Below are 13,785 nucleotides of genomic sequence, written 5' to 3' on the forward strand. Positions count from 1 at the left end.
AGTCCTGCTCGCACGGAGAGCACATTAAGTGCTCTCCGGCTCGTGCGGAACTCGCGATCGACTTCGCATGCCGCCGGGCGGCCGGGGCCGACGTGGGGTTCAAAGATTTTCAAAAAAGCGGTCGGCGCGCAGTGCGCCGACCGCCGATATAAGGGGTCTGATGATTTTTACCAGCTAGGGCCCCTTACTCGTCTAGGAGATCCTCTGGCATGTCGTTGCCGTCGCCTAGGTCGACTGGGGCCTCTTCGGTGTCGGCTGCGGCCTCAGCGCCTTCGCCTTCGGGTTTTTCTTCGGCTGCCGTCATGCGGGCAACAGCGCATACGCGGTCGTTGTCGTCGACGGTCATCATCTTGACGCCCTGGGTGGCGCGGCCGGTCTGGCTGATCTCGTCGGTCTTGACGCGAATGACCGTCGCGCCTTCCGTCACGATGAACAGCTCGTGCTGCGGGCCCACCGTCTTCATGGCCGCAAGGTTGCCCTTGCGCTCGGTCATCTGGATGGTGTAGACGCCCTGACCGCCGCGGTTCTGCTCCGGGTAATCTGCGACCGGCGTGCGCTTGCCGTAACCGCGCTCGGTAATGACGAACAGATCGCCGTTGCCGTTGGTAACTTCCATGCCCAGAACGCTCACGCCGTCCTTCATGCTAATACCGCGAACGCCGCTGGTGTCGCGGCCGGTGGCGCGAACCTGCTCCCCGGAGAACATAATCGCCTTGCCCGCAGTGGTGGCCAGGATGATCTTGTCGCCCTCGCGCACACGGCGCACGGCGAGCAGCGCGTCGTCGTCCCTCAGGTTGATGGCGATCAGACCATCACGGCGGCTGCGGTCGTAGGCGCTCATCACGGTCTTCTTGACCATGCCACTCTTGGTGGCAAACATCAGGTACTCGTCGGCGGGGAACTCACGGCAGCTGATGACACTCGCGATCTTCTCGCCTTCCTCAAAGGGCAGCAGATTGACGATCGCGGTGCCGCGCGCCTGGCGCGTACCCACCGGCAGCTCGTGCACCTTCAGGCGGTAGACCTTGCCCTTGCTCGAGAAGAACAGCACGTACTCGTGCGTGGATGCGATAAACATCTCGTCGATGACGTCGTCCTCTTTAAGGTTGACGCCCGACACGCCCTTGCCGCCGCGCTTCTGGGCGCGGTAGGCAGCCACCGGGATGCGCTTCACGTAGCCGGTGTGGGTGATGGTCACGACCATGTCCTCGTCGGCGATGAGGTCCTCGACATCCAGATCCTTTTCGACATGACTGATCTCGGTGCGGCGTTTGTCGCCGAACTTCTTCGAGATCTCACGCATCTCCTCCTTGATGACGCCCAGGATCTTCTCCTCATGCGCCAGCAGGTCCTCGTAGTAGGCAATGGCGCGGCGCAGGCCGTCCAGCTCTTCTTGGATCTTGTCGCGCTCCAGGCCGGTCAGACGACGCAGCTTCATCTCGAGGATGGCCGTGGTCTGCTCGGGTGTAAAGCCAAAGCGCTCGATCAGGCGGCCGCTTGCCTCGGAGTCGGTCTGCGAGGAGCGGATAATGCTGATGACCTCATCGATATGGTCGAGAGCCATCAAGTAGCCCTCGAGGATATGGGCGCGCGCCTGGGCCTTCTTAAGGTCAAAGCGGGTGCGGCGGGTAACGACGTCGACCTGGTGGTCGATGTAGTGCTGCAGCATCTCGCGCAGGCTCAGGCATTTGGGGACGCCGTTGACAAGCGCCAGGTTGTTGGCGCCAAAGGTCGTCTGCAGCGAGGTGTACTTATACAGGTTGTTGAGCACGACCTGCGGAATGACGCCCTTCTTGAGCTCGATGACCAGACGGATGCCCTTCTGGTTGGACTCGTCGCGCATGTCCGAGATGCCTTCGATGCGCTTGTCGTTTACGAGCTGGGCGATCTTCTCCTGCAGGGTGCCCTTGTTGACCATGTAGGGAATCTCGGTAAAGACCAGACGGCTGCGGCCGGTCTTGGTGGATTCCACATGGGCCTTGGCGCGCACGGTAATGGAGCCGCGACCGGTCTCGTAGCTCTGCCTAATGCCGGCGCTGCCCATGATGATGGCGCCGGTGGGGAAGTCCGGACCGGGCATGATTTGCATAAGCTCGTCGACGGTGGCATCGGGATTGTCGATCAGGTAGCAGGTGGCCTCGATCGCCTCGGTGAGGTTGTGCGGGGCGATATTGGTGGCCATGCCGACGGCGATGCCCTGGCTGCCGTTGACCAGCAGGTTGGGGAAGCGCGCGGGCAGTGCCACGGGCTCGGCGAGCGACTCGTCGTAGTTGGGCTGCCAGTCGACGGTATCCTTTTGCAGGTCGCGCAACAGCTCCATGGCGGGCTTTGCCAGGCGGCTCTCGGTATAACGCATGGCCGCCGCGCCGTCGCCGTCAATGTTGCCGAAGTTACCGTGGCCGTCGATGAGCGGCGTGCGCATGGAGAACCACTGCGCCAGACGAACCATGGCCTCGTAGACCGCGGAGTCGCCGTGCGGATGGTACTTGCCGATAACTTCGCCGACCGTCCAGGCCGACTTCTTATGCGGGCGGTTGGGGTAGATGCCGCTCTCGTTCATGGCGTACAGGATGCGGCGGTGCACCGGCTTTAGGCCGTCGCGCACGTCCGGCAGGGCGCGCGCCGTGATGACCGACATCGAGTACTCGATGAACGACTGCTTCATCTCGCGGCCGAACTCCGAAATCTGGAGCTGACCGCCGTTGATGTCCTCGCCGGCCGAGGCGCCGCGATCGACCGCACCGAAGCTCTCCTCGAGCTCGGCGTCGTCATCCTCATCCTCTTCATCCTCGGCGTCGGGGTTATAGGAATCCGGATCGCCGTCCTCGCCCTGCTCAGCGCGGGCGAGCAGGCGCTTCAGATCATCGGGCATGCCGGCGTCGCCGGCCTCGTTCATACCCTCGTTGTTGTTGATATCGTCTGCCACGTTACCTCCTCATGGTTTGCGTGGTCCATTAGTTCCCTACCACGGAGACGGCTTTTCCAGGTGCCGCAGATTCGCTCGAAAGAGGAGGGAAGCGTACTTGGGTACGCGACCGACGATTGAGGGCGAAGGTGCGGTGGCTGGGAAAGCCGAACAGGTTAGGCATCTAAGAAGCGTGCATCATGCGCATGTTTTTCAATGTACTCGCGGCGATAGCCGACCTCCGAACCCATGAGCTCGCGCACGGCGCGGTCCGCCACCACGGCGTCCTCAATCGACACGCGCTGCAGGATGCGGGTCTTGGGGTCCATCGTCGTCGAGGCAAGCTGCTTGGGGTCCATCTCGCCCAGGCCCTTGTAGCGCTGGACGGTATAGCCTTTGCGCTTCTTGGTAATCTTGCCGTCCTTGGCCTTGCCGTCCTCGTCGTTGTCGTCGGGGTTCAGGCCCAGGCTCTGAATGGTGTCGCGCAGAATCTCGTCTTCGGGCTGGCGGCCGTTGGGATACACGTAATGGATCTTGTTGCGCACCTTAATGCCAAAGATGGGCGGGCAGGCGACATAGACATAGCCGGCATCGATCAGCGGGCGCATGTACTTGTAGAAGAACGTCAGCAGCAGGATGCGGATATGCGCACCGTCAACGTCTGCATCGGTCATGATGATGATCTTGTGGTAGCGCGCCTTGGTGATATCGAAGTCGCCGCCGTCGCCGGCACTCGTCGTGACGCCGCAGCCGATCGCGGTGATGAGCGACTGGATGGTGTCGCTCGAGAACGCGCGGTGGTCACCCACGCGCTCGACGTTCAAAATCTTGCCGCGCAGGGGCAGAATCGCCTGGATGTCTCGGCGACGGCCGTCCTTGGCCGAACCGCCTGCCGAGTCACCCTCTACGATAAAGAGCTCGGTCAGCTCGGCATCGCGCACCGAGCAGTCGGCGAGCTTGCCGGGCAGCGAAGCCGTCTCGAGCAGACTCTTGCGACGGGTCGCCTCGCGCGCCTTGCGGGCAGCGTTGCGGGCCTTGCAGGCCTGCTGGGCCTTCTTGACGATCTCGCGGGCGGGCTTGGGGTGCTCCTCCAGATAATCGGTCAGTCCATCGGTCACGATCTTGAGCGTGAGCGCGCGCATGTAGGAACTGCCGAGCTTGGCCTTGGTCTGTCCCTCAAACTGCGGGTCGGGTAGCTTGACCGAGATGACGGCCGAAAGCCCCTCGCGCACGTCGTCGCCGCTCAGGTTGGCTTCCTTCTCCTTGAGTAGGTTCTGCTTGCGGGCGTAATCGTTGATCACACGGGTGAGAGCGGTGCGGAAACCCTCGAGATGCATGCCGCCCTCGGGGGTGTAGATGTCGTTGGCAAACGACATGACGTTCTCGCCGTAGCCGGCATTCCACTGCAGGGATACCTCGACCTCGCCCATCTTGGTCACGGGCGAATCCGGATCCGATTTGCCCTCGATATAGATGGGCTCCTTAAAGGCCTCGGGGACGTCCTTGCCGTCGTTGAGGAACTTGACGAAGTCGATGATGCCGCCCTCGTAGCAGAACTCCTCCACGTGGGGAGTCGCCTCGCGCTCGTCGGTCAGCACGATCTTTAGATTCTTATTGAGGAACGCCGTCTCTTGCAGACGGTTGTGCAGCGTATCGAAATCGTAGACACAGGTCTCGAAGATCTCGTCGTCGGGCCAGAAGCTGACGGTGGTACCCGTCGAATCCGAGGTGCCCACGACCTCCATCTTCTTGACGGTCTTGCCGCGCGAGAACTCCATCTCGTAGACGCTGCCATCACGGCGCACCTGCACGACCACGCGCTTGGACAGCGCGTTGACGACGGAGATGCCCACGCCGTGCAGGCCGCCCGAGACCTTGTAGGCCGAGTTATCGAACTTACCGCCGGCGTGCAGGATCGTCATAACGACCTCGAGCGTCGGGATCTTTTTGATGGGATGCTCGTCGACGGGGATGCCTCGCCCGTTGTCGACGACCGTGATGGAGTTGTCGGCGTGGACCGTCACCTGAATCTCGGTGCAGAAACCGGCCATGGCCTCGTCAACGGAGTTGTCAACGATCTCCCACACCAGGTGATGCAGGCCGCTGGCGCTCGTCGAGCCGATGTACATGCCCGGGCGCTTACGAACGGCCTCGAGACCTTCGAGAATCTTAATCTCGCCGCCATCGTAATCGTTTTCGTTTGCCACACGTCCTCCTTCAGCTAAGAAAATGTGTACAGCCTTACTAGTTTATCGTAAAAAAATACCCTCGGGAGCGAGGGTATTTGGCTCTACAAGGCCACCAGATGCGATTTAAGGCTCTTTCTTGCTTTGCACGCCCTTGGCCCACTCGGCACTGGCTCTCATGGCATTCTCGAGGGCCTCGCGCAGTTTTTGATCTTCGATGGGCGCCACTTGGCGCTCGATCTCGCCGCGTTCGTCTTCACTGAGATCGGCGTGTGGGGCCGGCGGGCGCTCGGTCACGGCTGGGCGCAAGCGCTCCTTGGCAGCCGGCGGCGTGTGACCGGGCGCGGTCGTTTTGAACACCAGGCCGTCCACATGCGCGCCGGCCCGCTCCATGCGTGCCCGGATGATCTCGCGCAGCAGCGTCATCTCCTGAGTCCACGAGGGCGAATCGAGATACACCAGCAGCTCATTGGACTCGGGCAGGTAGCGCAGGCCCGTCACGTGGCGTCCCTCGCGCGTGCCCGAGCACACCGCATTCCAGGCACGATAGACCGCACGAGATTCCTCTGCAGCCTCCATTTGCGCGCGGCGCTCAGGTGTCGCGGCGGCCAGGATGCGCTGACGCTCGGCATCCAAAAAGCCGCCAAAGGCAACCGTTCCGTTCTCGCGCTCGTAATTAACACGTCTCACCCATGCTCACCACCTTGGCTCGATCAAGCAGGTCATCGGTAAAATACCCCAGATTGGTGGTGGTTATGACAGTCTGGATATCATCACCGATCAGCTGCAGAAAAGCGCCTCGGCGCCCGGCATCGAGCTCGCTCATCACGTCGTCCAAAAGCAGCAGTGGCGCGGTGCCCAGGATATCGCGCGCCACGGCCACTTCTGCCACCTTCCAGGCAAGCACCAGCGTTCGCTGCTGGCCCTGGCTGGCAAATGAACGGGCCAATCGGCCCGCGACGGAAAACTCAATCTCGTCGCGATGCGGACCCACGAGCGTCACGCCGCGGCGCATCTCCTCATCGGCACGCTCATCGAGGGCCGCGAGCATATGCTCGTACGCCCAGCCCTTAAGTTCCTCGCGCCCTTCGGCTTGGGGCAAATCCCCCAGCGTGGACACATAGGACACGCCTGCGTCCTCACCGGATGCCACCTGCCCATACGCGGCGCGCACATGGCCCGCCAGTCGGTCGAGCAGGGCCAAACGATGCACGAGCAGGGCTGACCCGGCGCGGGCGATGGAGTCATTCCACGCACCGAGCATCTCGCGGCAGCACCAGGTCTCCTTGAGCAGGGCGTTGCGCTGCGTCACACAACGCCCGTAGGTGCTCGCCAGGTCGGCGTAACGGGCGCTCAGTTGTACGCCAAAGTCGTCGAGGGCGGCGCGGCGCACGCTGGCACCGCGCTTGACCATATCCAGATGATCGGGGCAAAACAGCACGCTCGGCATAACCCCTCGCACGCCGGCAGCCGAGCACCTCTTGCCGTTACGGCTAAACGAGCGCTTGCCGTCCTCAACGCCCAACCCCATATCGAGCACGCGGCCATCGCCCTCGAGCCTCAACTCGAGCTTGCACGAGCCCGTGCCGTCGTGCACGAGCTCGGCAGCTGTGGGATGCCTAAACGAGGTGCCGCTCGTCAAAAGCTGCAGCGCCTCTATGAGGTTGGTCTTTCCCGCCGCGTTGGGCCCCGCAAGCACCGTCACGCCTTCGTCCAGGTCAAGACGGTAGCTATCGAAACTGCGGTAGCGCGCGACGGAAAGGTTGCGGGCAAACACGGTCATGGCACAGCGCTAGATGCGAACCGGCATAACCAGGTACAGGTAGTTGATCTTGTCGTAGGACTTAAAGATACCCGCCTGCGAGTAGCTCTTGAGCTCCAGCGTGATCTCCTTCTCCTTGGACAGGGCATTGAGGCAGCCAAAGATGTAGTGGTAGTTAAAGGCGATGGTGCCCGACTCGCCCTCGGCCTCGACATCGATTGTCTCCTGCGCCAGATCCTGGTCATTGGAGATGGAGGACAGGCCCATCTGACCGTTCTCGACATCGATCTCGAACTTGACGGCGGGGTTCGCGCTCGCGATGACCGCCACGCGCTTAAGGGCGGCATTAAAAGCCGCCACGTCGATCTTGACGCTCGTCACGCATGAATCGGGGATGAGCTGCTTGTAGTTGGGGTACACGCCCTCGATACGGCGCGACACGTAGGTGGTGTTGCCGGCCTCAAAGACGACCTGGGTGTCGGTGGCGCCGATCATGATGGTCGCCTGGCTGGCCATGATGCTCAGGGCGTCGTTGAAGGCGTCGGCCGGAACGTTGAGCTCAAAAGAGCCCTCGAGCGTCGAGGTCTCGACCTGGGTGTCGCATACGGCCAGGCGGAAGGAGTCGGTTGCCACCAGGCGCACGGTGTTGTTCTCGACCTTCATGTGCACGCCTCCCAGGATGGGACGGGCCTTATCGGTCGAAGTGACACGCCACACGCGGCCGACCATCTCGGACAGGATGTCGGTCGGGAGCTCCACCGCGCTCTCGATGGCATAGGCCGGGAACTCGGGGAAATCGTTGGCATCGAGCGTGTTGAGGCGGAAGGAACTCTTCTCGCACCCAATCAGCACCTGACGCTCCGAGAGCTCAAAGGTAACCGGAGCGTCGGGAAGGGTCTTCGTAATGTTCGAGAGCATCTTGCAGGGAATCACCATCTCGCCCTCTTCTTCGACATGCGCGGCAATGCGATGACGAATCGAGATGGTGTAGTTAGAAGTTTGGAATTCCAAGATGCCGTCCTGCGCCTTAACGAGCACGCCCGACAGGATGGGAAGGGTAGATGCCGAAGCGACGCCTTTCATAACGACGCCGATGGCTTGCGTGAGCGAGCTTTGGCTGACGGTGAACTTCATCTTTTAATACCTTTCTATAGATATAAATATCTTAATAATAGTAATAGCACTGACGAAACTGTTGATTACTCCCAAAAGCGCTGGTCAACCCCAAAAAGAGAATCGACAGCATCCTGTGCGCAACCGACCGTGTTTTCCACGTTCAAAACCTGCGGAAAACTTTTCGTCGCCTTGGGGTGAGTTTTAGACACGTTATGCCCGGCGTTTCGACAAGTTTTCAACAGGTGTCTCTATTTCCCTACGAACGCAGTGTAATTTTATCTCGTAGCGATTTGAGATCCTCGGTTACGGTACGGTCTTCCTGAATCATCTTCTGAACCTTTTTATAGCTCGTGCTGACGGTTGAATGGTTGCGGTTGCCAAACTCCGCGCCCACCGCCGTAGTCGTCATCTCACACATCTCGATGGCCAGATAGATGGCGATGTGGCGGGCTTTGGCAATGTTGGCGTTGCGGCGCGGGCCGATGAGCTCCTCGTGCGTCACGCCGTATTGCTCCTCGATGACAGACTGGACCGTCTGCACGTTGATCTTCTTGGCCGACGTATCGAAGTATTGGCTTGCGATGGCGTCGATGTCGTCGAAGCTGAGCTCGCTGCCCTCACGTTCGCGGTCTCCCGCCTCGCCTGCGCAGCGTTCACAAAAGCTTTCGAGTTCGCGAATGTTGGTTCCCGACACCTCCGCCATGTGCTTAAAGTGCTCGTCGGTCAGATGCCCGCCATCGCCACCGTAGGCCGCCAACAGCGAGTCATCACCCGCCTCGGGTGCGGCGGCTATCGTGTTCTCGTAGTAGCGCTGCAAGATCTTGTATTTCATCTCGTAGCTGGGCTCTGCCACTAAACAGAGCATGCCGGCGTTAAAGCGGCTGGTCAGGCGTTCGTCCATGCTCAGGTCTTTGGGTGCGCGGTCGGCTGCGATGACGACTTTTTTGTTATTGCGGATAAACTCGTCCATGAGCTGGAAAAAGTAGTCCACGCTCGCGCGCTTGCCGATGATGTTTTGAATGTCGTCGATAATGAGCACGTCCACGCCGTGGTATGCCTGCATGATGGGGGCGTTGCTCTTCTTTTGGCGGTCGAACTCCGTCATCAGGTCATCGAGGTATGCCTGTGAGTTGGCGTACTTCACCTTGATCTCGGGCGACTTTTCGGCGAGCTCGTTTTTGATGGCGAGCAGCAGATGGGTCTTGCCCAGCCCCGATTTGCCGTAGATGAACAGGGATGTGCATGTGCCGCGTTCGTCCGCGAGCGCGGCAAACTTGAGCGCCGAGCGATAGGCATGGCTGTTTTCGGGGCCGTAGACAAAGTTTTCGAAGGTGAATTTTGAGTTGGCCGCGAGCGGCGCGCCATCGGGGTTCTGCTCGACCGGTGCCACAGCTGCGGGGACGCTCATGGGCGATGTGGAGGCTGGTTTTGCACTCTTTGCAGGCGCCCCGCCTTTCATCTGGTTCATCATGCGGCGGAAATCGTCGGCCGAAAGCGTGTTTTTGATTGCGATGCCCGAATCCTCGCCCGGTGTTGCGTCGTGCGCGATAGGCATGTGTGTGGTAGCGGGCATGGGGGCTGCCGACGTCGAGACGGCGGGCATGGTTTCACGGGAAACATCGCCGGTTTGATGCTCGGGAGCTGGCACCGCGGCGGCAGCTGGCGCCACTGGGGGGACGACGGGTGCCGCAGGCGCGGCGTTATCTGCCGCGGAGCCCTGTGGCGCCACGATGTCGAGCGCAATCGGTGCAAAGGCGATCTCTTCCAGGTACGCCTCGATGGTCGGCTGATGCTTTTTGAGCTGAGCGATAGCGAATCGTGAGGGGGCCTCAATCGTCAAGGTGTCCTCGGTCAGGCTCACGGCGCGCGATTGCCCCAGCATGTTGATGAGGCGCGCATCTTGGCCGTCGCGCTGACAAAAGGCGATGGCATCCCCCAGGATGATGCTTGCTTCCTCGTCCACTGTCTCTCCCGTTCCTTAAGCTTGGGCCCGCACGCGAGCGCTTCCGATTTCGGTCAGATGATATTTCTGCCCATGTTTGATTACCAAGCCCGCCTGCGCCAAATCGTTGAGCGTGCGCGACCAGGTGGGTGCGGAGTTTCCAAACGCCCGCGCCAAGTCCGTTGCGCCGCACTCTTGATGTTGGGCCAGATACCCTAATGCGGCGTTGCCGCGTTCGCTTACAAACACGTCCGACTGCGGTTGTGCGTATTGATTCGTCGCATTAGGATACATCATTTGAGCTGCTGGTTGTTGAGAACTCTGCATGGGTGGCATCTGCTGTTGAAAACTTTGCGGCCACTGTTGGTAAGGCTGCGGCGGCATCTGCTGGGCCCAAGGGTTAAATTGCCCCTGCGGCATCTGCTGATACGTCTGTTGATACCCCTGAGGATACTGCTGCGGATACGGCTGGGCGTATTCCTGCTGCGGCATATATTGGGGAGGATACCCTTGCGGGTACGGTTGGTAGCCCATTTGCGGGACGTTTGGCATGGCCGCCGTCTGCTGCACGATGCCTGTGTCCAGATCTGCCGAGCCTATGCCCTCCGGCATGTTTTGCGCCGTGTGGCTCAGCGGTGCCTGGGGATCTTGCGCGGGAAAAGCTCCAGGCTGCTGCATGTGCGCCATGGGCTGCTGCATCTGCTGTGCCGCCATGGGCTGCTGTGTAAAAGCGCTAGATGGGGGATATGCCGGTTGCTCCGTCTCGGGGCGCACGGCGGCGCCCCGCCCTCCGGCTCGCTCGATTTCCTGCACGCGCTTGGGGTTCAGGCTTACCGTGACCACGGTCCCGTTGCCCATGTTGTCCTCGATGGATACGGCGCCGCCGGCGTTTTCCAAGTACTCCTGCACCATGGGAAACCCTGCTCCGGTTCCGCGGATGTATCGCTTCATGTTGCTGTTTGCGCTGGTAACGCCAAAGTCGAAGGCGCGCTCCTTGTCGTCGATCCCCGGTCCCTGGTCTGCGAATCGGATGGTGTCGCCGCCGTCTAGGATCGAGATGATGGGCTCTGCAAAGTGGGCGTGGATAAAGTTTTCGACAATCTCGCGGATAACCATGAGCGAGATGTGCCCGCCCTGCTCTTTCATGCACTGGTAGACGGTGTTGGTTGTCTCTTCCAGATAGGTGCGCACGTCCTTCGGTTCGATGACGATGACGCGCGGCGTCGACAGCATGTCGTCATAGACCGCGATGCGTGCCGCATACATGGCACCCTGCGCTTTCGCAGCGGCCTGCTCTTCCTGGCCGCGCTTTTCGCGCACGCCGGTGATGTGCTCGTTGTCAGGTGCCGGGTCTCCGGAATCGACCATGGTGTAAAAGTCGTCAGACATGCTGCTCGCAATCTTTCATAAGGTTTCGAACAAATAGTAGCTCACCGTGCAATGTTTCTCATCTTTCGACAACTTTTCAAAACCTGTTGAAAACTTTGGAAAACGGGCGAAAAGTTCTTAACATTGCCAACATGACCTGTTGAAAACTTGGTGAAATATCGTGAAAAGTTGCCGCACCCTGCAAATTTCAGTTGGGCTTATGGGGGAACCGTGTGAACTACGCAACCTTTTACCTTTGATTTCTTGACATTTGAACATTGATTTCCCTACAATCTTCAAGCTCACGTGTCTATATCTGCGTCCGCGCTCCCGCGGACACTCGAAATGCAGCAGGAGGAACTTAAGATGAAGCGTACGTATCAGCCTAATAAGCGTAAGCGTGCCAAGACCCATGGCTTCCGTGCCCGTATGGCCACCAAGGGTGGTCGTGCCGTGCTCGCCCGTCGTCGCGCCAAGGGCCGCAAGCGTCTCACTGTCTAGCAGCGATACACACATCTCGCATGAAGACTATTAAGTCTCGGCAAGATTTCGAGCATGTGTTCAGTCAGGGGCGTCGTTTCAATCACCCTCTGATTCGAATGACCATATGTGAATCGGTTGGCGAAGGCGACTCCGGAAGGGTCGCCTTCGTTGGTGCTAAACGGCTCGGTTGTGCAGTTGTGCGCAACCGTTCTAAGCGTGTGATGCGCGAGGCCGCCCGCAGCTGCGGATTTCCCGTTGCGGGTTATGACATCATCTTGTTCGCGACTCCCAAGACGAGGATCTCCTCGCCGCAGGAGATGGACAAGGCATTGCGTTCGCTTATGAAACGCGCCGGCGTTGCCGGGGAGGAGCGATGAGCAATCACGTTTTGCGACGTGTTGCCATCGCTCCTATTCGCATATACCAACAGGTTATTTCGCCCTTATTACCTGACGCCTGCATTTATTACCCAACGTGCTCGCAATATGCCGTTCAGGCGATTGAGAAGTACGGTGTTTTGAGAGGCTGCTGGCTTGCCGTGAGGCGCATCGCTCGCTGCAATCCCCTGCACGTCGGCGGTTATGACCCTGTGCCCTAGTTGGCACTCGCTATCGGAGGAAAACTTACATGTGGGATTGGATCGTTAACATCCTTTTCGAGCTGCTCAAGCTCATCCAGACCTTTGCGGTCGACTGGGGCCTGTCCATCATCATCCTGGTGGTCATCATCCGTCTGCTGCTGACGCCACTCATGCTCAAGTCGACAAAGTCGACGGCGCGCATGCAGGTGCTTCAGCCCAAGATGCTCGAGATCCAGGAGCGCTACGCCGACGACCCCCAGCGTCAGGCCGAGGAGATGCAGAAGTTCTACAGCGAGAACAAGTTCAATCCGCTGGCCGGCTGCCTGCCGCTTCTGATTCAGATGCCCATCCTTATCGCCCTGTTCACGCTTCTGCGCAACCTGCCGCAGTACTTTAACGAGGGCACGTTCTCGTTCTTTAACATCCTGCCCGATCTGACCACCACGCCGAGCGCCTCTTTTGCCGATGGCTTTATGGTTGCGCTGCCTGCGCTGATCTGCCTGATCCTGTTTGCTGTCTTGACCCTGATTCCGCAGCTGTATATGTCCCGCAATCAGACCGGTCAGCAGGCCCAGAGCATGCGTATGATGGCTGTTGTCATGACCGTCATGATGCTTTGGATGGGCTGGAGCCTGCCCGTCGGCGTTCTGCTGTACTACGATGTGTCTTCTGCCTGGCAGGTTATCCAGCAGATCTTCGTGACGCAGAAGGTTATCGATAAAGCCAAGGCCGATGAAGAGGAACGTCTTAAGAACGCCCCGCTGCAAGTCGAGGTTACTCGTCGCGAGAAGAAGCCGCGCCCGCACAAGAAAAAGTAGTGGGATAGTATTCTTATTTAGGTACCTAACTTTTGGAGTTCGTTATGTCTGAAGAGATCGTCGAGGATATGCTTGAGGAGGTTGCCCCGCAGGTCGCGGGCGATTATCCCGAGATTGCACAGCGTTACAAGGCTGGTGAAGAGCTGACCGATGAGGAGCTCGACACCATTGCCGATGTTGCTATTTCCATTCTGCGTTCCATCCTTTCGCACTTCGATGCGGCGAACTCTCCCATCGATGAGTATGAAGGCGATGAGGGCGAGTTGATTCTGGACGTAACCGCTCCGGATCTTGCTGTTCTTATTGGTCGTCATGGACGTACCCTAGATGCTCTTCAGGTTATGTTTTCGCTGCTGGTGAGCCGCAAGCTTGGCTTTAGGTATCCGGTCGTCGTTGACGTCGAGGGCTATAAGAGCCGTCGACAGGACAAGGTTGCCTCTATGGCACAGTCCGCCGCCGAGCGCGCTATTCGCACTCATAAGAGTGTTTCGCTGCCGCCTATGAATGCCTATGAACGTCGACTGGTTCATATTGCCCTTCGTGGTAACGATGCTGTCGACACGCATTCTGAGGGCTCTGATCCCGATCGCCATGTTGTGATTGTTGCTCGATAAGCTTCTCGAGT

Annotated in this window: 12 protein-coding genes; 5 read left to right on the plus strand and 7 right to left on the minus strand. The window is 59.6% G+C overall.

Annotated elements, in window-relative coordinates; all coding sequences use genetic code 11:
- Positions 1-184: 184 nt before the first annotated feature.
- From gyrA to OIL77_04745, 7 genes are all read right to left on the minus strand, one after another.
- Complete coding sequence (gyrA, locus tag OIL77_04715) at positions 185-2,665, minus strand: DNA gyrase subunit A (GenBank protein ID HJI44717.1); 2,481 nt, start codon at positions 2,663-2,665, stop codon at positions 185-187.
- A 416-nt stretch (positions 2,666-3,081) separates the two neighbouring features.
- Entirely contained in the window at positions 3,082-5,112 is a 2,031-nt protein-coding gene (gene gyrB / locus OIL77_04720) for a DNA topoisomerase (ATP-hydrolyzing) subunit B (protein HJI44718.1), read from the minus strand.
- 105 nt (positions 5,113-5,217) lie between these two features.
- The gene (locus OIL77_04725) at positions 5,218-5,781 is read right to left on the minus strand and encodes a DUF721 domain-containing protein (GenBank protein HJI44719.1); all 564 of its coding nucleotides are present in this window, start codon (positions 5,779-5,781) and stop codon (positions 5,218-5,220) included.
- On the minus strand, positions 5,768-6,874 hold the full coding sequence (gene recF, locus OIL77_04730; protein ID HJI44720.1) for a DNA replication and repair protein RecF: 1,107 nt from the start codon (positions 6,872-6,874) through the stop codon (positions 5,768-5,770). Before recF ends, OIL77_04725 begins: the two co-directional genes overlap by 14 nt.
- A gap of 9 nt (positions 6,875-6,883) precedes the next feature.
- Positions 6,884-7,987 (minus strand): DNA polymerase III subunit beta, encoded by a 1,104-nt coding sequence (gene dnaN / locus OIL77_04735; GenBank protein ID HJI44721.1) that lies wholly within the window; start codon positions 7,985-7,987, stop codon positions 6,884-6,886.
- Between the two features lie 238 nt (positions 7,988-8,225).
- Positions 8,226-9,932, minus strand: a complete 1,707-nt coding sequence (locus OIL77_04740) for a DnaA/Hda family protein (GenBank protein HJI44722.1) — start codon at positions 9,930-9,932, stop codon at positions 8,226-8,228.
- Positions 9,933-9,947: 15 nt separating this feature from the next.
- On the minus strand, positions 9,948-11,300 hold the full coding sequence (locus tag OIL77_04745; GenBank protein ID HJI44723.1) for an ATP-binding protein: 1,353 nt from the start codon (positions 11,298-11,300) through the stop codon (positions 9,948-9,950).
- 345 nt (positions 11,301-11,645) lie between these two features.
- On the opposite strand from OIL77_04745, the gene rpmH reads away from it, so the two are divergent.
- From rpmH to OIL77_04770, 5 genes are read left to right on the plus strand one after another with little or no spacing between them, the layout of a single operon-like run.
- On the plus strand, positions 11,646-11,780 hold the full coding sequence (gene rpmH / locus OIL77_04750; protein HJI44724.1) for a 50S ribosomal protein L34: 135 nt from the start codon (positions 11,646-11,648) through the stop codon (positions 11,778-11,780).
- A 20-nt stretch (positions 11,781-11,800) separates the two neighbouring features.
- On the plus strand, positions 11,801-12,139 hold the full coding sequence (gene rnpA / locus OIL77_04755; protein ID HJI44725.1) for a ribonuclease P protein component: 339 nt from the start codon (positions 11,801-11,803) through the stop codon (positions 12,137-12,139).
- Positions 12,136-12,360, plus strand: a complete 225-nt coding sequence (gene yidD, locus OIL77_04760) for a membrane protein insertion efficiency factor YidD (protein ID HJI44726.1) — start codon at positions 12,136-12,138, stop codon at positions 12,358-12,360. The genes rnpA and yidD overlap by 4 nt, the downstream gene beginning before the upstream one ends.
- Positions 12,361-12,389: 29 nt before the next feature.
- On the plus strand, positions 12,390-13,160 hold the full coding sequence (locus OIL77_04765; GenBank protein ID HJI44727.1) for a YidC/Oxa1 family membrane protein insertase: 771 nt from the start codon (positions 12,390-12,392) through the stop codon (positions 13,158-13,160).
- Positions 13,161-13,204: 44 nt separating this feature from the next.
- Entirely contained in the window at positions 13,205-13,774 is a 570-nt protein-coding gene (locus OIL77_04770) for a KH domain-containing protein (GenBank protein HJI44728.1), read from the plus strand.
- Positions 13,775-13,785: the final 11 nt, after the last annotated feature.

The sequence above is a fragment of the Coriobacteriaceae bacterium genome (assembly GCA_025993015.1).
GTDB lineage: Bacteria > Actinomycetota > Coriobacteriia > Coriobacteriales > Coriobacteriaceae > Collinsella.